The sequence below is a fragment of the Janthinobacterium foliorum genome, assembly GCF_978021625.1.
This window is the reverse complement of sequence record NZ_CDXDQE010000015.1, coordinates 95,406-117,902: the sequence shown is the minus strand read 5'-3', so window position 1 is coordinate 117,902 and position 22,497 is coordinate 95,406. Positions and strand designations below refer to the sequence as shown.

The 22,497-nt window shown below is 62.8% G+C and carries 20 protein-coding genes; 6 read left to right on the top strand and 14 right to left on the bottom strand.

Going from position 1 to position 22,497, the window contains the following annotated elements; genetic code table 11:
• Positions 1 to 8: 8 nt before the first annotated feature.
• From ACZ92H_RS25060 to ACZ92H_RS25050, 3 genes are all read left to right on the top strand, one after another.
• Positions 9 to 1,157: an ABC transporter ATP-binding protein gene (locus ACZ92H_RS25060; RefSeq protein WP_465051401.1), complete on the top strand. Its 1,149-nt coding sequence runs from the start codon at positions 9 to 11 to the stop codon at positions 1,155 to 1,157.
• Positions 1,158 to 1,316: 159 nt separating this feature from the next.
• Positions 1,317 to 2,636 (top strand): tetratricopeptide repeat protein, encoded by a 1,320-nt coding sequence (locus ACZ92H_RS25055; RefSeq protein WP_465051400.1) that lies wholly within the window; start codon positions 1,317 to 1,319, stop codon positions 2,634 to 2,636.
• Positions 2,637 to 2,716: 80 nt separating this feature from the next.
• Positions 2,717 to 3,919, top strand: coding sequence for a hypothetical protein (locus ACZ92H_RS25050; RefSeq protein ID WP_465051399.1), 1,203 nt, complete (start codon positions 2,717 to 2,719; stop codon positions 3,917 to 3,919).
• On the opposite strand, the gene ACZ92H_RS25045 is transcribed toward ACZ92H_RS25050, so the two are convergent.
• The 4 genes from ACZ92H_RS25045 to ACZ92H_RS25030 form a co-directional block, all read right to left on the bottom strand.
• Entirely contained in the window at positions 3,916 to 5,028 is a 1,113-nt protein-coding gene (locus ACZ92H_RS25045; RefSeq protein WP_465051398.1) for an acyltransferase family protein, read from the bottom strand. The genes ACZ92H_RS25050 and ACZ92H_RS25045 overlap by 4 nt on opposite strands.
• Positions 5,025 to 6,323, bottom strand: a complete 1,299-nt coding sequence (locus ACZ92H_RS25040) for a glycoside hydrolase family 18 protein (RefSeq protein ID WP_465051397.1) — start codon at positions 6,321 to 6,323, stop codon at positions 5,025 to 5,027. Before ACZ92H_RS25040 ends, ACZ92H_RS25045 begins: the two co-directional genes overlap by 4 nt.
• Positions 6,324 to 6,388: 65 nt before the next feature.
• Complete coding sequence (locus ACZ92H_RS25035) at positions 6,389 to 9,109, bottom strand: TonB-dependent receptor (protein WP_465051396.1); 2,721 nt, start codon at positions 9,107 to 9,109, stop codon at positions 6,389 to 6,391.
• A 217-nt stretch (positions 9,110 to 9,326) separates the two neighbouring features.
• The gene (locus ACZ92H_RS25030; RefSeq protein ID WP_465051395.1) at positions 9,327 to 11,978 is read right to left on the bottom strand and encodes a TonB-dependent receptor; all 2,652 of its coding nucleotides are present in this window, start codon (positions 11,976 to 11,978) and stop codon (positions 9,327 to 9,329) included.
• Positions 11,979 to 12,439: 461 nt separating this feature from the next.
• Here ACZ92H_RS25030 and ACZ92H_RS25025 point away from each other — a divergent pair, with 461 nt between their 5' ends.
• Complete coding sequence (locus ACZ92H_RS25025) at positions 12,440 to 13,180, top strand: GntR family transcriptional regulator (protein WP_131373949.1); 741 nt, start codon at positions 12,440 to 12,442, stop codon at positions 13,178 to 13,180.
• A 190-nt stretch (positions 13,181 to 13,370) separates the two neighbouring features.
• Here ACZ92H_RS25025 and ACZ92H_RS25020 read toward each other — a convergent pair whose 3' ends face one another.
• The 10 genes from ACZ92H_RS25020 to rpsP form a co-directional block, all read right to left on the bottom strand.
• Positions 13,371 to 14,840, bottom strand: a complete 1,470-nt coding sequence (locus tag ACZ92H_RS25020; protein ID WP_465051394.1) for a nitrilase-related carbon-nitrogen hydrolase — start codon at positions 14,838 to 14,840, stop codon at positions 13,371 to 13,373.
• Positions 14,837 to 15,655 (bottom strand): AraC family transcriptional regulator, encoded by an 819-nt coding sequence (locus ACZ92H_RS25015; RefSeq protein WP_465051393.1) that lies wholly within the window; start codon positions 15,653 to 15,655, stop codon positions 14,837 to 14,839. The genes ACZ92H_RS25020 and ACZ92H_RS25015 overlap by 4 nt, the downstream gene beginning before the upstream one ends.
• A gap of 232 nt (positions 15,656 to 15,887) precedes the next feature.
• Positions 15,888 to 16,337: a CBS domain-containing protein gene (locus ACZ92H_RS25010; protein WP_131373954.1), complete on the bottom strand. Its 450-nt coding sequence runs from the start codon at positions 16,335 to 16,337 to the stop codon at positions 15,888 to 15,890.
• Between the two features lie 82 nt (positions 16,338 to 16,419).
• Positions 16,420 to 16,755: a DUF3579 domain-containing protein gene (locus ACZ92H_RS25005; protein WP_029496213.1), complete on the bottom strand. Its 336-nt coding sequence runs from the start codon at positions 16,753 to 16,755 to the stop codon at positions 16,420 to 16,422.
• A gap of 250 nt (positions 16,756 to 17,005) precedes the next feature.
• Positions 17,006 to 17,965 (bottom strand): CobD/CbiB family protein, encoded by a 960-nt coding sequence (locus ACZ92H_RS25000; RefSeq protein WP_131373956.1) that lies wholly within the window; start codon positions 17,963 to 17,965, stop codon positions 17,006 to 17,008.
• A gap of 97 nt (positions 17,966 to 18,062) precedes the next feature.
• Complete coding sequence (locus tag ACZ92H_RS24995) at positions 18,063 to 18,722, bottom strand: CoA pyrophosphatase (protein ID WP_465051392.1); 660 nt, start codon at positions 18,720 to 18,722, stop codon at positions 18,063 to 18,065.
• 81 nt (positions 18,723 to 18,803) lie between these two features.
• A complete protein-coding gene (gene rplS, locus ACZ92H_RS24990) occupies positions 18,804 to 19,187 on the bottom strand; it encodes a 50S ribosomal protein L19 (protein ID WP_035825414.1) in 384 nt (127 codons plus the stop codon).
• A 134-nt stretch (positions 19,188 to 19,321) separates the two neighbouring features.
• Positions 19,322 to 20,068 carry a tRNA (guanosine(37)-N1)-methyltransferase TrmD gene (gene trmD / locus ACZ92H_RS24985; RefSeq protein WP_131373959.1) on the bottom strand — a complete coding sequence of 249 codons (747 nt, stop codon included), beginning with the start codon at positions 20,066 to 20,068 and terminating at the stop codon, positions 19,322 to 19,324.
• Between the two features lie 50 nt (positions 20,069 to 20,118).
• Positions 20,119 to 20,676 (bottom strand): ribosome maturation factor RimM, encoded by a 558-nt coding sequence (gene rimM / locus ACZ92H_RS24980; protein WP_131373961.1) that lies wholly within the window; start codon positions 20,674 to 20,676, stop codon positions 20,119 to 20,121.
• A gap of 13 nt (positions 20,677 to 20,689) precedes the next feature.
• Complete coding sequence (gene rpsP / locus ACZ92H_RS24975) at positions 20,690 to 20,941, bottom strand: 30S ribosomal protein S16 (protein WP_010395524.1); 252 nt, start codon at positions 20,939 to 20,941, stop codon at positions 20,690 to 20,692.
• A 277-nt stretch (positions 20,942 to 21,218) separates the two neighbouring features.
• Here rpsP and ACZ92H_RS24970 point away from each other — a divergent pair, with 277 nt between their 5' ends.
• Together ACZ92H_RS24970 and ACZ92H_RS24965 are read left to right on the top strand one after the other, a co-directional pair.
• Positions 21,219 to 21,653, top strand: coding sequence for an NINE protein (locus tag ACZ92H_RS24970; RefSeq protein ID WP_465051391.1), 435 nt, complete (start codon positions 21,219 to 21,221; stop codon positions 21,651 to 21,653).
• Between the two features lie 147 nt (positions 21,654 to 21,800).
• Positions 21,801 to 22,427, top strand: coding sequence for a glycine zipper 2TM domain-containing protein (locus ACZ92H_RS24965; protein WP_465051390.1), 627 nt, complete (start codon positions 21,801 to 21,803; stop codon positions 22,425 to 22,427).
• Positions 22,428 to 22,497 lie beyond the last annotated feature (70 nt).

The window sequence follows — 22,497 nt, the reverse complement described above, 5'->3', positions numbered from 1 at the left end:
AACACGACATGGCCCATATCGTATTAAAGAATATCGTCAAGCTGTACGACGACAGGCACCCGGTCATCCACGGCATCGACCTCGATATCCGCGACGGCGAATTCATCGTCTTCGTCGGGCCATCGGGCTGCGGCAAATCGACCCTGCTGCGCATGATCGCCGGCCTGGAAGACATCACGGACGGCGAGCTGCACATCGGCGGCAGGCTGGCCAACGACATCGCGCCGGCCGAGCGGGGCCTGGCCATGGTCTTCCAGAGCTACGCCCTGTATCCGCACATGACGGTGTTCGAGAACATGGCCTTTGCCCTGAGCCTCGCGGGGCATAAAAAGGCCGAGGTGCGCGCCGCCGTCGAGCGGGCGGCCGAGATCCTGCAGATCACGCCCCTGCTGCAGCGCAAGCCGAAGGACCTGTCGGGCGGCCAGCGCCAGCGCGTGGCCATCGGCCGCGCCATCGTGCGCAAGCCGCAGGTCTTCCTGTTCGACGAACCGCTGTCGAACCTCGACGCTTCCCTGCGCGTGCAGATGCGCGTGGAGATCTCGCGCCTGCACCAGGAACTCAAGACCACCATGATCTACGTCACGCACGACCAGGTCGAGGCGATGACACTGGGCGAGCGCATCGTCGTCTTCAACGGCGGACGCATCGAGCAGGTGGGCAGTCCCCATGCCCTGTACAACAATCCCGGCAACCTGTTCGTCGCCGGCTTCCTCGGCGCGCCGAAGATGAACTTCATCGCCTGCGAGGCCGTCGCCAGCGGCCCTGGCTCGGTGGCCGTGCGCCTGCCCGGCGGCGCCGTGCTCGATGTCGACGCACAGGGCGGGACGGTAGCGCCTGGCGACAAGCTGACGTTGGGCGTGCGCGCCGAACATGTGAGCCTGCACGACGGCGCTGCCAGGGTGGACGCCAAGGCGGAGGACAACGTCGTCGACGCGGCCGTCAGCCATGTCGAATACCTGGGCGACGTGGCCGTCGTCTACGCCAGCGTGCCTGGCGTGGCCGAGATGCTGGCCGTCAAGCTGCCGGCCGGCGACGGCTTGCGCCAGGCAGGCGACGCCATGCGCCTGCACCTGCCGCCCGCGCATTGCCTGCTGTTCGATGCGGCAGGCCAGGCGCTGCCGCGCACGTTTGGCGCTCCAGCCCAGCCGTTTATGTGACAATAGCCCTTGTTTACCATGCTGCCGCCCTTTGACTTGTGCGGTATGGATGGCAAAATACGTGTTTTTTAAGATTCCCTGCCCCCCGGCAAAACCGCCGCACCCTGTTGCGGCAAGCAGTGTCGGGGCGTATTTTTGTTATTGATTGAAGGATAACCCATGTCCCAATTCCGTCTTGCACGCCTTAGCCTGCTCCTGGCCGCCATCGGCCTGAACGTCCTGCCCGCCCTGTCGCATGCCCAGGACGCCAAACCTGCAGCCCCGGCTGCCGGTGCGCCTGCCGCTGCCCCGGCCGACACGGTGCGCCCTGAAATCTTCAAGCTGCTCGATCCGGCTGCCGTGAAGGCATCGATGGATGCGAAAAACTATGCCGACGTGCAAAGCCGCATCGACCAGGCTGCCGCCATTCCCGCCCTGACCCCATATGAATTGTTCGTGCTGAACCGCCTGCGCGTGGCGCTGGCTTCCACCACCAACAATGCGCCGATGGCCATGACGGCACTGGAAGCGGTGATCGAATCGGGCAAGCTGGACAAAAAATCGCAAGGTGATTTCATCCAGGCACTGGCCAACTACCATTACAACGCCAAGGATTACCCGAACGCCATCAAGTGGTTCACCCGTTACCAAACGGAAACTGGCGATGTCAGCAGCGTGCGCCCGTACATCATCCGCGCCTATTACTTCAGCAATGATTTCGCCCGCGCCAAGCAGGAACTGATGGCCGACCTCACCGCCAAGCAGCAAGCGGGCAAGACGCCAACCATCGAAGAATTGCAATTGCTGGCCAATACGGGGTCGAAAAGCAAGGACCCGGCCACTTACCTGATCGCCATGGAAAACCTGGTGCGCTACTACCCGTCGGACGACTACTGGAGCGACTTGCTGGGCCGCCTGCAGGGCAAGGCCGGCTATTCCGACCGCTTCGCGCTGGACGTGCTGCGCCTGCAATTCCAGGCCGTCGGCAACATGCAGCCGCAGGACTACAGCGACATGGCGGAAATCGCCCTCGTCAATGCCTTCCCGACGGAAGCGAAAAAAGTCCTCGACGCCGGCTATGCCAAGGGCGCGCTGGGCACGGGCGCCAACGCCGCCAAGCACAAGAAATTGCGCGACCAGGCCAACAAGGCTGCAGCCGACGATGCGAAAAACATCGCCAGCGGCGAAGCGTCGGCCATGAAGAGCAAGGATGGCACGGGCTTGATCAACCTGGGCTACGCCTATGTGACCATGGACCAGTTCGACAAAGGCATCGACCTGATCCAGAAAGGCATCGCCAAGGGCGGCCTGAAGCGTCCTGAAGACGCCAAGCTGCGCCTCGGCTATTCCTACGCCATGGCCGGCAAGAAAGACGAAGCCATCAAGGTACTGGAAACCGTCAAGGGCACCGACGGCGTGAGCGACCTGGCCCGCTACTGGATCTTCTGGCTGAACCGTCCTGCCACGGCAGCGGCGGCGCCGGCAGCAGCGGCACAGTAATTGTTGCCAAGGTAATGCCTGCAAGAGCGGTTCCCGGTCAACGCCGGGGCCGCTTTTTTTTCGACTTTTCGCTGCCATCCATGCCACCAGCCACCGTCACCGCCCCTGCCGCCACCGAACGCCTGATCAGCCTGGACGCCTTCCGCGGCTGCGTGATCATCGCCATGATCTGGGTCAACTACCTCGCCGGCATGCCCGGTATTGCCTGGTGGCTCGAACATGCGGGGCCCCGCGCCGATGGCATCACCCTGCCCGACCTGGTCTTCCCCGGCTTCCTGTTCATGGTCGGCATGGCCATCCCGCTGGCCATGCAGCGCCATTGCGGCCACGTCACGCCCGCCTTGCTGGGGCGCCTGCTGTGGCGCTCCGCCAGCCTGATGCTCGCCGGCGTGGTGCTGGCCAACGCCTACCGCTACGATGCGCAGGCGGCGCTGTTGCCGCAGGCCATGTATTTCCTGCTGTTTTACGTGGCCATGATCCTGCTGTGGCGCCAGGGCGCCGGCAAGCTAGAACTGGCGGCGGGCGCCATCCTGATGCTGTTCCTGCTGGCGACGTTCCGCGGCACGCTCGACAGCGAATTTTCCAGCACCTGGCTGCAGCCGTCGTGGTGGGGCATCCTCGGCATGATCGGCTGGGCCTATCTGCTGTGCAGCCTGCTGTACCTGGCGTGCCGCGGCAACAGCACGGCGCTGATGGGCGTGCTGGCCCTGCTGGTCGTGCTGTACATGGGGGGAACGGCGGGCAGCCTGGACTTCCTGCCGGCAGGCATCAACGCCATCGTCAACGTGCCGCAAGTGCTGGGCTCGACGGCGGCCAACGTGTTGGCCGGTACCCTGGTGGGCCAGCTGTTCCTGCGCGGTGCCGCCTTGACGCCTGCCCGCAGGATCCGTTTCATGGCATGGTTCGCGCTGGGGCTGTTCGCGGCCGGCATGCTGCTGCGGCCGTATCACCACATCAACAAGATCGCGGCGACGGAATCCTATACGCTGGTGTGCAGCGCCATCATCCTGGCCCTGTTCCTGGTGTTTTATGTCGTCATCGACGTGTGGCGCTGGCGCGCCTGGGCGGCGGTGCTGCTGCCGGCCGGCACCAACGCCCTGTTCGCCTATATCGTGCCCGACCTGTGGCAGCAACTGGCGGCCGTGCTGCACCTGCCGCGTTTCTGGTGGCCCTACTGGGAAACGGGCGGCGCGGCCGGCCTGTGGAACGCCGCCGCCGTCACCGCCCTGATGCTGCTGCTGACGGCCCTGGCCACCCGGTACGGCTTGAAGTTGAAATTTTAGACCTTGATATAGATCTTGCGCTTGTCCATGGCATACGCGATCAGCCAGCACAGCAGCATGAAGCTGACGGCAAACAGCAGCGACCCCACGCGCGCCGGCGCCCAGCCCGTAAACCAGTGCGCGTACAGCCACTGGTACAGGTTGACGCCGCCGATGCGCACATAAAACGCGATGATCACCAGCACTTCCGACACCAGGTAGATGAACAGCGTGTTCTTGCCGAAGACTTCAAAGAAGTAGGTCCAGCCCGTCATCTTGCGCACGTCGATGATCAACATCAGCCATGCCAGCAGCAGCAAGTCCAGGCCGATGCACAGCATCGCATAGGAGCTGGTCCACAGCTTTTTATTGATCGGCAGCGCCGCGTTCCAGCACAGGGCCACCGCCACGCAGAGGATGCCGGAGACGGCCAGCTGGTACAGGCGGGAGCGCAGTTGCGCCGGCGCCGTCTGGCGCAGGAAGCTGCCCGCCAGGTAGCCGGCGATGACGTTGACGACGGCGGGCAAGGTGCCAAGTATGCCTTCCGGATCGAAGGCGATGCCTTCGCCGTGGTACAGGTGGCTGTCGCCCAGCAGCAGCAAGTCCAGCTTGGCCGGCGCATTGCCGTGCAGGCTGTAGTCGCCCCACAGCGCCAGGATGGCCCAGTAGCCCAGCAAGGCAATGGCGCTGAAGACCAGCGCGCCGCGCGTCTTCCAGTAATGCAGGATCAGGGCGGCGGCCAGGTAGCATACGGCGATGCGCTGCAGCACGCCGGGAATGCGCGTGTGCGACAGCGGCGACCAGGCAAACTGGCCCGCGTCATCGATCTTGAAGAAGGGGAACCAGTACAGCAGGAAGCCGAGCAGGAAGATCAGCGCGCTGCGCTTGCACAGCTTGGCCAGCACGGCGCCATGCCCCAGGTTTTCATACTTGCCGAGCGCAAACGCCAGTGCATTGCCAACGACAAACAAGAAGCTGGGAAAGACCAGGTCCGTCAAGGTAAAGCCATGCCATTCGGCATGCAAAAACGGCGCATACACGGCCCCCCAGTCGCCCGGGGTATTGACGACGATCATCAGGGCCACGGTCAGGCCGCGCAGCACGTCGAGTGCGAGATAGCGCTGGCTCATGGCTTGCCCTTCGACAGGACCGGCGCCAGGGCCGTGCCCAGCACATGCTGCGCGTCGCCGCTCAATTCCCAGAACATGCCGCCGCGCAAACCCTTGTCGCGGATATAGCGCACCTTGCCCGCCACCGACTGCGCATCCTCGTAGCTGATGAAGACGCCACTGTCGCGGTTATACAGATACGGTACTTTCGACTCGGCATTCCAGTAACGCCGGAAACCGCGCCCGCCCTTGCCGTCCGCCAGATAGCCCTGCTCCACCAGGTGCCGGTACGTGAAGGTGGGCGAACCATCGTTGCCGCTGGCCGCGCCCTGGCAAGCCTGGTACAGGCCATCGCCGCGGGGACCGGCGGCGCACTGCTTCCAGCCGTAGCCATAGAAGGGCACGCCCAGCACCAGCTTGGCCGGCGGCACGCCGGCGCGCAGGAAACGCGTCACGGTGGCATCCGCATGCAGATTTTTTTCGCGCTGCGGATCGCGCCTGTCGACATACAGGGGCGCCAGCTGGCCATTCTCGGCATCCCATACGCCGCGGTAGTCATAGGTCATCAGGTTGATCCAGTCCAGCTGCGCCGCCAGGCGCGCCATCCAGCCGGGCGCAGCGTCGCCGTCGTCGGTCAGGCTGGCATGCGCGCCTGCCGCGATGGTGATCAGGTAATGGCGGCCAGCGGCCTGCTTGCCCGCCTGGTCGAAGGCGCTGCGCAATTCGGCAGCCAGGCGCACATAGTTTTCCTTGTCGTCGCTGCGGTGGCACACCTTGCCTTCGACGCAGGGGATGCCTCCCGCGGCAGGATGCTCCCAGTCGATATCGACGCCATCGAGGCCGTGCCGGCGCACCAGTTCCAGCGCCGAGGCGATAAAGGCCTGGCGCGCGGCCGGCGTGGCGGCGAGGTCCGAAAAGCGGTTCGACCAGATCCAGCCGCCCACCGACAGCAGGACGCGCAAGCGGGGATGGTGCTGTTTGAGCGCGATGAGCTTGCGCAGGTTTTCCGTATCGGCCTGTGGCGCCGGCAATACGATGCTGCCGTTCGCCGGCCGGAATGGCTGGCCCTGCGCATCGAGGCAGGCCTGCACGCCGCCGCCATCGGGCGCGGGATTGCCATGCTCGCCATCCCAGCAAATGTCGGCAAACGCGTACTGGATCAGGCTCACGTTGGCAGCGCGGATATTGGTCTCGGTGACAGGGAAGTCGGCCGACTTCCAGCCGGGATAATAGGCGACCACTTCCCTTGCGGGTCCTGCGGCGGCCGCCAACGGCAGTGCACAGGCGAAGGCGGCAAACATTGCGTGTAATTTCATGGGTTGATCTCGCTACAAAAAAACATGAAAACCGGCGCCTGCGCGGCGCCGGTCGATGGTGGTTCCTACAGCTTGGCCCGCAGGCCGAAGTAATACTGGCGGCCATTCGCATACAGCGCCGTCGGCTGGTCCTGGTTGGCGCCGTAATACTTGAGCACCGGGTTGTTCAGGTTCAGCACGTCGAAGGTCAGCGAATAACGCTCGTTGATCTTGTAGTTGAGCGACGCGGCCAGGTTGCCCACGCCATGCACATACTGGGGCGAACTGCTGAACAGGCCGGCCAGGAAGCTGGAGCGGTAGGTATAAGCCAGGCGCGCGCTCAGGCGCTCGTCTTCGTAATAGCCTTCCAGGTTGTAGGTGCCGCGCGAACTGCCGACGACGGCGGCGCCATCGTCGGCCTTGCCATCCGTATACGTGTAGTTGCCGACGACGCCGAAGCCGCCCCACAAGCCTTGCTGATAGCTCAGTTCCACGCCCTTGTTCCTGGCGCCGATATTCGTCGGCGACTGGATCACATAGGTGTTGAATTTCTTGAAGGTATTATTGTAGTAGGTCGCGGGCGCCGTGCCGAAGGTCACGTACGATTTCATGTCCATGAAAAACGCGCCCACGGAGAGCATGGCTTTCGGCGCGAAATACCATTCCAGCGTGGCATCGTAGTTGGTCGAGCGGATCGGCTTCAAGTCCGGATTGCCGCCCGTCCCCGTCAGCAGCTGGTCGTTCAGGTTGACGGCGCCCACCAGCGCGCTGTAGTCGGCGCGCGCCATGGTTTTCGCCACTGCCGCGCGGGCCACCAGGTCCTTGCTCAGGTCAAACTTGATATTCGCGCTCGGCAGCACGTCCGTGTAGCTGTGCTTGACGACGGTAGGCGTATAGGTGCCGAATATATTTTCCTGGCCAATCGGGTTTTCGCCGCCCGGCACGTTCGTCACCGTCGTCTGCTGCGTGCGCACGACGCGCACGCCCACGTTGCCGCGCCACTTGTTGCCCGACAAATTGGCCATGAGGTAGGCGGCACTGTCCTTTTCCTTCACGTCCAGCTCGGCCGGCCAGTTGCGCGAATTCGGTCCGCCCGAATTGTCGTACTTGTTCGCCCACGCCACCAGGTCGGCCGGGTCCAGCTGCCAGTAGCGGCCTTGCGCGTTGCCCCCCAATCCCTTGCCATAGTCGCCCGGATACGTGCCGCCATTCCAGTTCGGCAAGGGGGCGTTTGTCGTGCCATCGCACACGGCGCAGCTGCGGTTTTCCGGCCACGCCACATTGCGGTGGTGCTCCGCGTAGCGGGCGCCGAACTTCAGCGATTCCAGCACGCCATAATCCATGCTCAGTTCGCCATCGGCCTGGCCGTATTTTTCCGTATCCAGGGTTTCCACGTGCGATCCCCAGGCCGACGCCGTCACCACATTGGAAAACCTGGAAATATCGAGGCCGGGGAAATTCAGCTTGGCCGGCGACAGGCCATTCAACCTGTACGACACGCCCACGCCCGTCAAGCCCGCCTCATAGCCAAGGTCGACGGGGGTTTCACCGATGCCGCGCGTATAGCCCAGGCTGCCCGAGATGCGCAGGCGGTCGCTGGCGCGGTAGCTGCCGTTGAAGTCGACATACGCGGTGGAGGAGTTCGAGCCGGGCCGATAGATCTGGTCGACCAGGGCGGGATACAGCTGGCCGTTGTAGGGCGTGGTGGCATTCGCGGCAGGAAATTGCGACGCAGGAAAGTCCGCCGCCACCAGGGTGTTGTTCTTCACCGTAAACGTGCTGGGAATCACACCGACGTGCTTGCCGTCATTGTCGACGGCATTCAGGTTGGCGCCGGGCTGGTTATAAAAGCTGCGGTTGTAATTGGCCGCGTCCAGCTTGGAATAAAAACCGTTGACGTCGAGCATCAGATCGGCCGTCGGCTTGAATTGCAGGTCGATGCTGCCGCCCTGGCGCTTGCGCACCTGCTCGAACAGGGCCGAGTTGATGCCCAATGGCGCCAGCACGCCGGCCAGTTCCGGGTATTTCTGCGCGGCCGGGCTGTTCGCATCGATTTCGCCATAGCCGAAAAATTCCTGGCCGTCGCGGCGCTCGTGGCGCTTCTCGGAAAATACCTGGAACAGCACGCCCATGGTCTTGGCCTCGTTCTTCCAGTTGAACAGGGCATTCATTTGCGGATCTGTCTTGCCCGGCAAGTCGGCGTAGATCGCCTGCACGGCCAGCTCGGCCGTGAATGGCTGCTTGAAACTGAGCGGCTTGCGCGTCTCGATATTGATGGAGCCGGCCACGCCGCCTTCCACCAGGTCGGCCTGCGCGCTCTTTTGCACGGTGACGCGGCTGACGATTTCCGACGGCAGCAAGGCGAAGCTGACGCTGCGTCCCACGGTGCCCACCTGGTCGGTGACGAACCAGTCGCCCGTGCCGACGGCGTGGCCGTTGATCAGGGTTTGCGTCAGGCTGGGGCTGGTGCCGCGGATGCTGACCCGGTCATTCTCGGAAAAGCCGCCCTCGCCGCCGGCGGACGAGGAAATATTCACGCCCGGCACGCGCTGCACGGCGTCGGCCACGTTCTTGTCGGGCAGCTTGCCGATGTCTTCGGCGCTGACGACATCGATCACGGAATCGCTGTTGCGCTTCTGGCTCAGCGACTGTTCCAGCGAAGCGCGGATGCCGGTGACGACCACTTCGGCCATGGGTGCGGCGGGTTGGTCCGCGGCCACGGGCTGCGCCTGCGCCGGCAGGCCCAGCACCAGCGTGGCGCACGCCCAGGCGATGGGCGTGAGGACGGTACTCAATGATCGTTGCATGTTATCTCCTGAAATCCGGCTGCCTTGGACAGTCCGGCCTGACGTTAGTAAGGATGATGCGCCCGCTGCCGGCAGGAACCATGAACGGCGACGAAGCGCACGATACGGTGGAAATGCGGTGGAAATGCAGATAAAAAAATGGCGGAGCCAACAGCGCTCCGCCATGTGTCATGCCATCCCGGGTGTCCGCCGGGAGGCATCAACTCAGTAAAACGTCTTACATCTTGCCTTGCAGTGCCAGGTAGATCTGACGGCCGTTCTTGTAGAACGCGCCTGGCATGTCATCAAAGCCAGGGGTTTTGATGACCGAACGCGACAGCGGATTGTTCAAGTCCTTGCCATCCAGGGTGATGGCCAGGTTTTCCGTCAGCTGGTAGGCGACCGATGCGGACAGGCTGCCGATGCCGGCCTGGTAGGCGGCGCTGCGGCGCGAGGTGCCGTTCAGGAATTCCGAACGGTAGCTGTACGTCAGGCGCGCGCTGAACTTGGCGTTTTCGAAGAACGCGCCGATGTTATAGGCGTTTTTCGAGGTGCCGATCATGGTGCAATCGCCCGTGTCGCCGCATGGCGAACCCTTGACGTTGCCCGTTTCCTTGCCATCGGTGTAGGTGTAGTTGGCGTTCACACCGAAGCCGGCTGGCAATGCCTGCACGTAGGACAGTTCCAGGCCCTTGACTTCCGCCGTGGTATTGGTCGGCGTGCCCACTTCATACTGCGTGAACTTGTTCTGCAACTGGTTGTAGAACGTCGTCACGCCCTTGCCGTAGGTCACGTAACCATCCAGCGAGGAGTAGAAAATGCCGGCCGAAACCATCGATTTTGGCGCGAAGTACCACTCCAGGCCCACGTCGGCGTTGTTCGAGCGGATAGGACGCAGATTAGGATTGCCGGCGTTGCCGTCGAGCTGGTTGTCGCGCAGGTCCAGGCCGGCCATCATGCCCAGCTCAGGACGGGCCATGGTGCGGCTGATGCCAAAGCGGCCGATGATGTCCTTCGTCACGTCCAGGCGGAAGTTGGCGCTCGGCAGGAAGTCATTGTACGTGTTGGTGTAGTTCTTGATTTCGTACTGGGCGGCCGGGTTCAGCTCGTAACGGTTGACGTCTTCCTTGGTGTGCACGTAGCGCACGCCAAAGTTACCCGACAAGCCTTCCGTGCTGAAGTTCGCCATCGCGTACACCGACTGGGTCGGCTCCTTGATGTTGAACTCGGACTGGCGCAGGTTGCCTTCGTACGTGGCGTTATCCTTGAGCCATTTGTTGACGCTCGCTTGCGAGAACGTCCAGTAGCCGGCGCCATTCACGCCCAGGTCGTTGAAGTTGCTTGGGAACGAGGTCAGGCCGTTCATCGGCAGGTTGGCCGTAACACCCAGCGATGGCTTGGCGACGATGCCGATGGCGGTCAGGTCACGCTTGTGTTCCGCCACGCGGGCGCCGAATTCCACCGACGAGATCGCTGGCAGGTCGAGTTTCAGGATACCGTCGATCTGGCCATAGGTCTCCTTGTCGTTCGCGGTGACATGCGAACCATAGGTGTAAGGCGTTGCCTGACGGCCACCGATCGAGAACTTGTCCGCGCCCGGCGTATCGTAGATCACGCCATGGCTGGCGCCGTTCTGGGTGTAGCCGCCGCCCGTCCAAGGCATCCAAATACCCAGCGCGCCGCTTTCCGTGTTGCCCACGCCCTTGGTCGTGCCGACCTTGCCCGAGAACGTCAGGCGGTCATTGACGCGGTACTTGGCGTCGACGTTGAAGAAGTCGGACTTGCTTTCCGCCACAGGACGGCTGAACTCTTCCTGCACCGCGCTGGAATAGCCGGCGCAGACGGCGCCGCAGTTCGGTGGAATCGTGGTGTGCAGGCTGGTGACAACGCCGCCCTTGTAAATGCCGCTGATATTGCCGACCGGGTAACCACCCTTGCTGCCCGTTTCCAGGCCCACGGTCTGGATGAAGTTGTGGTTGATGTTCGGTGCGTCGAGTTCGGAGTGGAACAGGCTGAAGTCCAGCGTCAGTGCGCTGCTCGGCTTGATCTGCACGTCGATCAGGCCGCCCTTGCGGGTACGCTCCTGTTCGAACCAGGCGGTGCCGCCCATGTAGTTGACGCGGCCACCAGCCGAGCCAGGCAAGGCGCCGGCCACGGCCGAATCCGCGGCAACGGCGTCATACCAGACGCCATTTTCCTGGCCGACGCGGCTCAGCTTACGCTTCTGATAGAAGCCCTGCATCATCACGCCCATGGTGCTGGCGTCATTCTTCCAGTTGATCATGCCGCTGACTTGCGGATCTTTCTTGCCCGAGTTGGACGAGTACACGGCGCCCAGGCTGACCTGGCCCGTGATTTGTTTCTTGAAGTCCAGCGGTTTGCGCGATTCGATATCGATCACGCCTTGCGCGCCGCCTTCCAGCAGATTTGCTTGCGAGCCTTTGTGCACGGTAACGCGGCCGATCAGTTCGGAAGGGAACAGCGAGAAGCTGACGCTGCGGCCGCCGCCGATGATGTTGTCGGCAAACCAGTCGCCACTGCTGACCGAGTGGCCATTGAAGGTGGTCAGGGTCAGGCCGAACGGTGTGCCGCGCAGGGCCACGCGGTCGTTCTCGCCGAAGCTGCCTTCGTTGCCGCCGGCAGCGGCGACGCTGACGCCTGGCACGCGTTGCAGGGAGTCGGCGATGTTTTTGTCCGGCATCTTGCCGACGTCTTCAGCCGTGATCACTTCGACCAGGCTGTCGGAATTACGTTTTTGGTTCAAGGATTGTTGCAGCGATGCACGAATACCCGTCACGACGACGGTCTGGCCTTCATCGACATCGGCCGTTGCCGCCGGCTTGGCTGGCACGGCTTCCTGAGCATGCGCCGAGAAACTCGCGCCTGCCATCAACATAGCCACAGCAGCGGCGATTGGCGTCAAATTGCGTGCTGCAGAGCTAGCTGTCAAATTGCGTTTCATGTACTCCCCCTTGATTTAGATCCCAGGATTGGAACCTTTTCATTTTTAATGTAGGTCTTCTTTCCAGCCCACCCGCTCGCGCCGGCATGCTGCAGACCCTTCGGTACAACCACTTACAAAACCAATTCAACGCCAATATACTACTATCCAATACCAGAACACTACCAGTTGCAACTTTTTTTTTATAACGTTGTTTGAATCACACAGACCACTTCACTTAAATCAATCCGTAGCCCGTATGGCAGCTTCAAATACCCGAGAGAGAAATGAGAAATTGTTGGCCTGATAATTCAAATTGGTTTTATTACGGTCTTTTTTGGTATTATCCAGCGACACAAAACAGATACAGAGCGCGTCTGTAACGCGCCGTAACGGAGACCCTCAAGCGTATGACCACCCTGGCTCACATCATGCAAGACCTGGGGCAGACGAGTAGCCTGCCCCTGTACCAGCAGCTGCAGCGCGCGCTGCGCGAAGCGATCGACAAGCGCATCCTCGGCCCCGACGAAGCCCTGCCGGCCGAACGCCAGCTGGCCAGCGACCTCTCCGTCTCGCGCATCACGGTGCGCAAGGCCATCGATGGGCTGGTCAACGAAGGCTTGCTGGTGCGGCGCCCCGGCTCGGGCAATTTCATCAATACGCGCATCGAAAAAAACTTCGCCAAGCTGACCTCGTTTTCCGAGGACATGCGGGCGCGCGGACGCACGCCGCGCAGCGTCTGGCTCAAGCGCTCAGAGGGAACCGTCACGCCGGAAGAGGCCTTGCGCCTGCGGCTGTCGCCAGGCGCGCCCGTGTACCGCTTCCACCGCATCCGCTATGCGGACGAAGTGCCGATGTGCCTGGAGTACGCCACCATCGTGGCCAGCTGCCTGCCGGCACTCGATGCCGTCGACATCTCCATGTACGACGCGCTGGAACAGGCGGGCAACCGGCCCGTGCGGGCATTGCAGCGCCTGAGCGCGCTGTTGCTGACGGGAGAACAGGCGAGTTTGCTGCAGGCGGAGGAAGGCGATGCGGGCCTGTCGGTGGAGCGGCTGGGCTTTTTGCGCGACGGACGGGCCGTGGAATTTTGCCGTTCCTACTTCCGCGGCGATATGTACGACTTCGTGGCCGAATTAAGTACCAATTAATACCGCAGGCAGCGATGTCGCAATACCAGCGGCGTCCACTTATTGCACTGCAATATATATGGCGGCATGGCGCCGCCATATGCGCCGTCATCGTGAAAGGGAATGCGGCGATTATCTCGCCGCCTGGGGAATAATATAAAAAGACGCATGCGCCAGCTTGGTGCATTGCGGCATGCTGGTACCGGCCTTGTCAGTCCGCCGGCACGGCGCGGCGGCCCACGCACAGCAGGATGCCGCCCAGCACGGCACACAGCCAGCCCACCAGCGGCCCCAGCCAACCGGCCCATGTCGCCACGGGCACGGCTGCCGGCAACGGCCCGAGCAAGGTGCTGCCCGGCATTTCACTGCTGGCCCGCTGCGCCAGCACTCTTCCATACGCGTCGCTGACCGTCAGCACGCCCTCGCGCGCCGCGCGCAGCACGGCATAGCCGTTTTCCACGCCACGCACCACCGTCATGCGCGCCCCCATCCAGGCATCGAGCTGGAAATCCCAGGCCGGCACCAGCATCACGCTGGCCCCGGCCGCGCCGTACGCTTGGCCGAAGCTAGCGAAATGCATGTCCTTGCAGATGGCCAGGCCCATGGCACGCCCCGCCACCGGCTGCACGGCATAGGCGCCGCCCGCCAAAAAATCGCGCTCGGGCGGCGCCAGGTGATGCTTCTGGTAGCTGACGGGCGCGGCGCCGTCGGGCGCGAACAGCCAGGCCAGATTGCGCCGGCCACCGCCCTCCTGCACGCCGATGCCCAGCGTGATCCAGGTGCCCGTGCGCCGCGCCAGCGCCTGGAAGCGCTGCTGCACCGCCGCCGCTTGCGCGGGCGACAGCACGGCTATCTTCTCGGGCAACAGCAGCAGTTGCGCGCCTTGCCCGGCCAGCCGGTCGACATGCTGCGCGTACTGGTCCCAGATGGCTTGCGCGCGGGCCGGCGGCGTGGCCGGGCCGATAAAGTCATCGATGGCCACCAGCCCCGCCAGCGGCCCGCCCGCTACCGGCACCGGCGCCTGCTGCAAACGCCAGGCGCCGCCGGCCCAAGCGGCCGCCACCAGCAGCACGCTGGCCAGCGCCGCGGGGGCGTACGCGCGGCCGCCGGCCAGCAGCAAGGCCAGCGCGGATGGCAGCAGACACAGCAAAAACAGCAGGCCAGGCACGCCCGCCAAAGCCGCCACCTGCAGCATGGCGAGGTGATCCGCCTGCGAATACGCCAGGCTGCCCCAGTTGCCATCTCGCAGCAAGGCCGCCATCAAGGTGTCGACGGCCACCCACAGTACGGGATACGCCAGCACCGTCCAGCCCGCCCGATAGCGCAGCACGATGCGCCGCGTGGCCAGCACCACCAGCAGCCACAGCAGCGCCTTGACGACGATCGCGGCCAGCACGGCCGGCATGGGCATGAGCAAGCGGAAATAGGCAAGATTGGAAGACAGTCCCAGCACGGCGGCAAGCAACGTCATCCAGGCGGCGTCGCGGCGGGACGAACGCAGGGCCAGCCACAGCACGGGCAGCGGCGCGCACCAGGCCAGCACGCCCGCCGGCTGCGGGCCCAGCACCCAGTACAGGGGCCAGCCGGCCGCCAGCGCGGCGGCGCATTGCAACAGGCGCTGCCGCAGCGTGGCGGCACCGGCAAACAGGGGAGGCGCGGACAAGCTAGCGAACATGTTCATGCTTTCAGGGGTAGCCAGATGTCCACGCCGCCGCTGCCGCTGACGGGATCGAAATGGTGGTCGTAGCGTTCAAAATCGGGAGCGTCCGCCACTTCCAGGCCGGACTGGGGCAGCCAGGTATTCCACAGCGTGTGCCAGGTGGCGCGTATCGTGGAAATATGGCCCCGGTGGCGGAAGACGGCATAGCGCCGCGGGGCGATGCGCAGCCGCATCCAGCCCTCGGGCGCCTGGGAAAAGTCGGCCACGGGCATGGCGCACAGGTAATCAAAATTGCCCGCATCGTCATTGTTGCAGCACACGCCATACAGCAGCTGGCCCGGCGCCGCATGGGGCAGGAAGCGCTGCCAGAGGGCGGGGATGCCGGCGCAGGTTTCCGCCCGGTAGCGTTCGACCATGCCCGCCAGCAGCAAGGCCGGTCCCTGCTCGAAACGGGGCGCGTCCAGCGGAACGCCCGGCGCGGCATCCATCCTGATGGCGTCCACCAGCGCCAGATGGGCCACATCGCGCCGGGCCCGCACCATTTCCGGCGTGACATTGAACTGTTCGCGGAAGGCGCGCGTAAATGCCTCGTGAGAACCGTAACCTGCCTGCAGCGCGACAGCGAGAATATCCTGCGCGCCCTGGGCCAGCAGGCGCGCCGCCTCGCTGAGCCGGCGCGCCCGCACATAACGCATGACGGAGTGGCCCGTCGCCAGGCCAAACGCGCGCGTCAAGTGGCACGGCGACGCGCCGCCCACGCGGGCGATAGCATCGAGCGTGAGATTGTCCGCGTAATGCGATTCGATATACCAGAGTGCCTTGGCCAGATAGCTCATGAACGCTTCCCGTTGAACGAGCAGCGACTGTAGCATTTTCAGGTGGCGGGGATTTGACTGAAATTGCGCAATACGGGGCGAGCGGAACGCCGGACAAAACCGTAGCGAGCGGCGGTGAGGCTCGGCATTCCCTTGTGACCGGCAAGTGCAGCCGTGCTCTGGGACGAGCCGCCAAGGCGGTGGGCATCGCCGGCCGCACTGTGCGATGCGCGGCAGGTTTTGACAGGCGGTCCTATTTGCGCGTGCGTTTTTCGTGTACCAGCTGGCCGCTGCTGATGCGCGCCAGTTCGGCCATCTCCTGGGCCAGGAAACCCAGCAAGTCGTCGATGCTGACGATGCCGGACAGCCCGCCCAGGCTGTTGACCACGGGCAGGCGGCGAATGCCGTTTACGCGCATGCGTTCGATGACTTCGTAGACGTCTTCGTCTTCGCTGGCCGTCAGCAGCTGGGCGCTCATGATGTCGCCCGCCAGCAGGCTGGCAGGGTCGAGGCCCAGGGCAATGACGGAAATGACGATGTCGCGGTCGGTAAGGATGCCGACGGGCACGCGCTCGCCGTTGGGCTGCTCGGCCACGACCAGGTCGCCCACATGGTGCTGGCGCATCAGCAGCGCCGCCTGCTGCACGCTGGTGTCACGCTGACAATGAATGGTGTGCAAGGTGCAGATGTCGCCGATACGCATGTCGCCACTCCCAGGCTGCCGGAGTGTCAACGCTACGCCAGCCCGCCAGCGCGGACTTGAGGCAAATCAAGGGAAGCGAAGCTTACTTTTCTTCGGGTGGCGGCAGGAAGCAGGCTTCGACGATCTGCAGGTCGTTATCCTTGGCAAACTCGCGCACGAAGTGAAATGCCATCGGCTCGATCTCGCGCAATTTGGTATTCACGACCACGGATTTGACGCCGTTGACGACGGTCGGGCGCACATAGGGCGAATACTGGAGGTGCGCATTGCGCCCGCCACCTTCGGGATTGAAACAGGACATCACTCCACAAAGGCGCTCGGCCCAATCGCTGGGTCGGAATTGCTTGCCATTGCTGGTGAGACCAAGGATGAAGAACTCGTCTGAGAGTTCCCCTGTTTTTTGAGATAACTCGGCCATGTGGCTTGTCGGGACTGGATTGCGTGAATGGCCCCGGCGGGTAGGCCGGGCTGGTCGTTCAGTTGTGTAACTGCACTGCGTGTACTGCGGTAAGCCAGTATTATATCTTATAGAAGACTTGGGTTCTACCTCCATCTGCCCTGCGCATGCAAACAGGGGCTGGCACGCCTTGCGCGCCAGCCCCTATTTTAACCTTCTTCCACGCGCAGGGCGCATGGGCGGCGACTGTGCGTCCGCACCGGCACGCGCGTCAGCCGAGGAAAACGGCGCCCGACATCAGCAGCAGCAACAGCATCCACAGCAGCAAGGCGCGCCAGACCAGGCCCACCGTGCTCTGCAATGCACGCGCGCCCGGTTCTTCGCCGGGCAGGATATCGCTTTCGCTGTCGCTGTCATCGACGGCCATGTCCGGCGTGGTGAACACGCGCGCGGCCGTTTCCGCTGGCGTGCCCAGGCGTACGCCCATGGCGCCGCCGCCGGCCGTCAGGATGATGCCGATGGCCTCGTCCTGCCAGCGCTGGGCGAAATTGCGCCAGGCGTAGATGGCATCCTCGAAATTGCCCACCACGGCAAAGGCCACGGCCGTCAGGCGCACGGGAATCCAGTCGATCCAGTAAAAGGCGCGCGCGGCGAACTGACCGAACGCTTCATTGCGCATGTGCTCCGGTTCGTTCCAGGCGCGCGCCAGGTATTCGGCCACGCGGTACATCACGGCGCAGGCCGGACCCAGCGGCATCAGGAACCAGAAGAAGACGCCAAAGACATTGCGATGCGTGGTGATCAGGGCTTTTTCGACGGCGATGCGGGCGATTTCGCTCGCTTCCATGCCCACAGTGTCGAGCTTGGTCCACTCGGCCAGCAGGGTGCGGGCGGAAGCCTCGTCGCCGGCGCTCAGGGCCAGCTGGATCGACGTGAAATAATGGCTGTAATGGCGGAAGCCCAGGGTCAGGTAGACGATGAGGACATTCCAGACAAAGGCCAGCGGCGTCAGCTGGTAGTAGCGCAAGAGCCAGTACACGCCGGCCGTCGGCACCATCAGCACGCCGATCATCAGGAACCAGCCCATGCGGCCATGGTTGGCGTGGCCGGCATTGAACCAGGTCTCCATGCGCATCGCCAGGCTCTTGATCTCGGCGTAGATCGGATTGTCCGCGCGCAAAGGTTTGAGCTGCTCGATCAGCAATGCGCAAAGTATGGAGAGAAATGTCATCAAACGTCCTTTTTGTCTTTTTCAGCAATACCGCAATGCCCGCTACGATAGCGCAGTGCAGTGCTGGAATCAAACTTATTACGTGCGGGGCGCCATTTTACGCGCGCAAGAGGTGAAACAGATTGCGCAGCATGCCGGCGGTGGCGCCCCAAATATAAAAGCGCTCGTACGGCATGGCGTAAAACGAGCGCCGTCCGCCCGGCAATTCCACCGACAGGCGCTGGTGATTGAGGCCATCCATCAGGAAGGCCAGCGGCACTTCGAAGATTTCCGCCACTTCCGACGGGTCGGCGCGCAACTCGAACGGCGGCGTCACCAGCCCCACCACGGGCGTGACCTGGTAGCCGGTGCCCGTCAGGTAATCGGGCAGGCAGCCCAGCACCTCGACATGCTCGCGCGACAAGCCCACCTCTTCTTCCGTTTCGCGCAGGGCCGTGGCGATGGCCGAGTCATCGAAGGGTTCGCTGCGCCCGCCGGGAAAGCTGACCTGGCCGGCATGGCTGCTCAGGTGGTCGGTGCGCATGGTGAGCAGGATGGTCAAGCCCTGCGGACGCTGCACGAGGGGAATCAGCACGGCGGCCCGCACCGGTTCGGCGCGGGCGGACAGGAAATCCTGCGTGATCTCGGGCCGCCAGGCGGGCGGCGCGGCCAGGCGCTGGCGCAGCCAGTCCGGCGTCAGGCGTTCGGCATCGAGCGCCGCTTCGCCGGCGATGCTATCGATGGCAAGTTGTTTTGGATCAAATGCGATGGTGGCCATGCAGCTTGTCCCATTGGCAATTCAGAATAAAAAAAGGGGCACCATTTACAGGCACCCCTTTTCCCAACGCAGACGCTGATATTACGCGCTTGCTTTCGCCACAACGCGGCGGTTTGGCAATTTTTCTTTGATACGCGCCGATTTACCCGAACGCTCACGCAGATAGTACAGCTTGGCGCGGCGAACATCACCACGGCGTTTCACTTCGATCGAAGCGATCAGCGGCGAGTACAGTTGGAACGTACGCTCGACGCCTTCGCCGGACGAGATCTTGCGAACGATGAAGTTCGAGTTCAGGCCACGGTTACGACGGGAGATAACGACGCCTTCGTAAGCCTGGGCGCGCTTGCGCGTGCCTTCGACTACGTTGACGCTGACGATAACGGTATCGCCTGGTGCGAAGTCAGGAATCGATTTACCCAGACGGGCGATCTCTTCTTGCTCTAATTGTTGAATCAAGTCCATTTTTAACACTCCGAAAACCATCATGCCGGCGCACTGTGGATAGCGTGCTATCCGCCCGGTAGAGGATGGGTATTACCAATTTGGGCAACATGCCCGGCACTGCAAGGCCACCCTGCCGGCCGTCCAAAAACGGCTTACAGGCTAGCCAGGAATTTTTCGTCGGCCTTGCTGAGCAAGCCGGCGGCGCGCGCACTGGTCAACAGATCAGGGCGTTTCTTCGCGGTCGCTTCCAGCATGCGCTGGCGGCGCCACTTGCCGATCTCGGCATGGTTCCCCCCCATCAGGACGGGCGGTACGGCCATGCCTTCGTACGTTTCCGGCCGTGTGTAATGCGGCGAATCGAGCAAGCCGTTGGCGAAGCTGTCCTCGATGGCCGATGCCTCGGTGTTCAAGACACCCGGCAACAGGCGGATCACGGCATCCATCAGCGCCATGGCGGGCAATTCACCGCCCGACAGGACGAAGTCGCCCATGCTGATTTCTTCGTCGACACAACGGTCCAGCAAACGCTGGTCCACCGCTTCATAGCGGCCACACAGGATCACGAGACCAGGCTCGGTTTTCAACTGCGTGACGCGCTCGTGCGTCAGCGGACGGCCTTGCGGCGACATGAACACCACGCGCGGCGCGGCCAGACCCAGTTCGGTCTGGCGCTGCTTGGCGGCCGTGATCGTCGCTTCGAGCGGACGGGCCATCATCACCATGCCGGGACCGCCGCCATACGGGCGGTCGTCCACGGTGCGGTGATTGTCCGTCGTGAAATCACGGGGATTCCACAAGGACAAGCCACACTTGTTCTGCTCGAAGGCACGCCGGGTCACGCCCGACTGCGTCAGCGCGGCAAACATTTCCGGGAACAGGGTCACGACATCAAATTGCATCGTTCACCCTCCCGCAAACATAGCCCGGCGCATGATGAAGCGCAGGCGGTTTAATAATCGAGGCCCCAGTCCACCGTGATCTTCTTGGCGGCCTTGTCAACGTTAATGACAAACTGGCCGACAAACGGGATCAGGCGCTCAGGCGCCTTTTCAGCGGTGTCATCGGTAGTGGCGACGGGAGTAACGCGCAAGATCGATTGCGGACCATTGCTCATCATGTCGTGCACCGTGCCGAGGCACTCGCCTTGCAAATTCTCAACTGTCAGTCCGATCAGATCGGACCAATAAAATTCATCGGCCGACAGCGTCGGGAAATGGCTACGCGGAATTTGCACAGACACGCCTTTCAGCGCTTCTGCGGCATCCCGCCCGACCACACCCACCAGCTGGGCCACGACGTCGCCGCCGTGTAACTTCGCTTGCCTGACTTGAACGTCGTGCAAGGTCGGTTTATCAAACCACCAGGTTTTGACGCTTAATAATGCATCCGCATCGTCGGAGAAAGGAGTGATCCTGACTCCGCCAGCAATGCCATAAGCACCGGAGACATAGCCTACCTGTACCAGGTCATCGGGGACTTTCACCCCGGATGCAGTCTTGACCGTCAAACCAGTGATCTAATTAAGCTGCTGCTTTGTTGTTGCTAGCTACCAGGCGAGCAACGGTTGGCGACAATTGTGCGCCAACGCCTTGCCAGTAGGCCAGACGGTCTGCGGTGATACGCAGTGGAACTTCGCCACCTTGCGCCATCGGGTTGTAAAAACCGATACGCTCAATGAAGCGACCATCGCGGCGATTGCGCGAATCAGTAGCGACGATGTTGAAGAACGGGCGCTTCTTGGCGCCTCCACGAGCTAAACGAATAACGACCATAATATTTCCAAAAAGTGTGCTGAGGCGGAAAAAGCCGCAAATTATAGCGCGCTTTACCGCCAGGCAGCAAGCGTTATGATGACGGGCGTGTAATTTGGGCTAATCAAACATTATGACCAGACATCGCCGAAGACGCAATAGGCGTCTGCGCCTATCGTGCCGGCCATGGCGGGAAATCACGCGAAATCATTGCATAAACGCCACAAGAAAGTGCTATCGTTGCGCCAGGCAATGGCCGATACTGGCAATCTTTATCGATGAGCAACCCTGGAGTCCCATGACCGCCACCACGATTTTGCAGCAGCCGCACAAGAACAAGGCGTTGACCTCCCTGCTGGCCTTTTTGCTGGGCACCCTGGGCGCCCACCGCTTTTACCTGCATGGCATCAAGGATACCTGGGGCTGGCTGCACCTGGCCGCCCTGCCCGCCACCCTGCTGCTGCGCCAGCTTTTCCCCGAGTCCGACTGGTTTTACCAGATCCTGCCCCTCACCCTGTCCGCGCTGGCCGGCTTCCTGGAGGCCCTGGTGCTGGGCCTGATGCCGGACGACAAGTGGGACGCCCGCTACAACGCCGCCTCCGGCCACCAGTCGGACACGGGCTGGCCGCTGGCCGTGGTGCTGGTCGCTACCTTGATGCTAGGCGCAGGCGTCCTCATCGCCACCATGGCGCGCCTGTTCGACCTGCTGTACACAGGCGGCGCCTACGGCTAGTTCCCGCGCCTGATTCCATGCCGGAATGACAGCAAAACGGGGCGCGCACGGCATATGTAAGTGTTGGTAAGCAATCATGATTTTCCTCTATACTGCATCCACAATGCCAACATTACTGGCACATTCAACACCCCACAGGAGAAGATCATGATTCGTCGCCCATACCTCATCGCAGTGGCCATTACCGCCCTGTTCAGCACTTCCGCCTTCGCGCAAAACCTGTCGCCCAAGGCGCAATACGCCTACGACACGAAACAGGCGAATACACGCTACGCGGACGACAAGAAATTGTGCGCGGAAGAAACGAACTCGAAAGCCCGCATGCAATGCCTGCGCGATGCCAAGAGCGAATACGACCAGGCCATCATCAACGCCAAGGCCGCGCAAAGAGCGGGCACCTCGAATGTCGCCCAGCAAAACAAGCAGCCACCGCACCAGATCTGCGCCGAATGCGGCAAGGTCGTGGCCGTGAACGTGGCGGAAAAGGCCGGTGAAGGCGGCGCCCTGGGCCTGATCGGCGGCGGCGTGGCTGGCGCCCTGCTGGGCCGCCAGGTAGGCAGCGGACGCGGCAAGGACCTGGCCACCCTGGCCGGTGCCGCCGGCGGCGCTTATGCAGGCAAGCAAGTGGAAGGCCACATGAAAAACGCCAAGACGTGGACCGTCACCGTGCAATATGAAACGGGCGCCAAGGCCGACTTCGCATTTGACCAGGATCCTGGCCTGGCAGCGGGCGACCTGGTGCGCAATTCCGGCAACGGCATCGCCCGCCGTTAAGAACGCAGGCAAAGCGTCCATGGCGGCGTTGCATTGTCTTGTCGCACTAGCGTGCTGCCTGCGACAACGC

Bases quoted from the DNA above. Each gene is read 5' to 3' on its own strand.
- ACZ92H_RS25060 (WP_465051401.1), top strand. From the start codon at position 9: ATGGCCCATATCGTATTAAAGAATATCGTCAAGCTGTACGACGACAGG.
- ACZ92H_RS25055 (WP_465051400.1), top strand. From the start codon at position 1,317: ATGTCCCAATTCCGTCTTGCACGCCTTAGCCTGCTCCTGGCCGCCATC.
- ACZ92H_RS25050 (WP_465051399.1), top strand. From the start codon at position 2,717: ATGCCACCAGCCACCGTCACCGCCCCTGCCGCCACCGAACGCCTGATC.
- ACZ92H_RS25045 (WP_465051398.1), bottom strand. From the start codon at position 5,028: ATGAGCCAGCGCTATCTCGCACTCGACGTGCTGCGCGGCCTGACCGTG.
- ACZ92H_RS25040 (WP_465051397.1), bottom strand. From the start codon at position 6,323: ATGAAATTACACGCAATGTTTGCCGCCTTCGCCTGTGCACTGCCGTTG.
- ACZ92H_RS25035 (WP_465051396.1), bottom strand. From the start codon at position 9,109: ATGCAACGATCATTGAGTACCGTCCTCACGCCCATCGCCTGGGCGTGC.
- ACZ92H_RS25030 (WP_465051395.1), bottom strand. From the start codon at position 11,978: ATGGCAGGCGCGAGTTTCTCGGCGCATGCTCAGGAAGCCGTGCCAGCC.
- ACZ92H_RS25025 (WP_131373949.1), top strand. From the start codon at position 12,440: ATGACCACCCTGGCTCACATCATGCAAGACCTGGGGCAGACGAGTAGC.
- ACZ92H_RS25020 (WP_465051394.1), bottom strand. From the start codon at position 14,840: ATGAACATGTTCGCTAGCTTGTCCGCGCCTCCCCTGTTTGCCGGTGCC.
- ACZ92H_RS25015 (WP_465051393.1), bottom strand. From the start codon at position 15,655: ATGAGCTATCTGGCCAAGGCACTCTGGTATATCGAATCGCATTACGCG.
- ACZ92H_RS25010 (WP_131373954.1), bottom strand. From the start codon at position 16,337: ATGCGTATCGGCGACATCTGCACCTTGCACACCATTCATTGTCAGCGT.
- ACZ92H_RS25005 (WP_029496213.1), bottom strand. From the start codon at position 16,755: ATGGCCGAGTTATCTCAAAAAACAGGGGAACTCTCAGACGAGTTCTTC.
- ACZ92H_RS25000 (WP_131373956.1), bottom strand. From the start codon at position 17,965: ATGACATTTCTCTCCATACTTTGCGCATTGCTGATCGAGCAGCTCAAA.
- ACZ92H_RS24995 (WP_465051392.1), bottom strand. From the start codon at position 18,722: ATGGCCACCATCGCATTTGATCCAAAACAACTTGCCATCGATAGCATC.
- rplS (WP_035825414.1), bottom strand. From the start codon at position 19,187: ATGGACTTGATTCAACAATTAGAGCAAGAAGAGATCGCCCGTCTGGGT.
- trmD (WP_131373959.1), bottom strand. From the start codon at position 20,068: ATGCAATTTGATGTCGTGACCCTGTTCCCGGAAATGTTTGCCGCGCTG.
- rpsP (WP_010395524.1), bottom strand. From the start codon at position 20,941: ATGGTCGTTATTCGTTTAGCTCGTGGAGGCGCCAAGAAGCGCCCGTTC.
- ACZ92H_RS24970 (WP_465051391.1), top strand. From the start codon at position 21,219: ATGACCGCCACCACGATTTTGCAGCAGCCGCACAAGAACAAGGCGTTG.
- ACZ92H_RS24965 (WP_465051390.1), top strand. From the start codon at position 21,801: ATGATTCGTCGCCCATACCTCATCGCAGTGGCCATTACCGCCCTGTTC.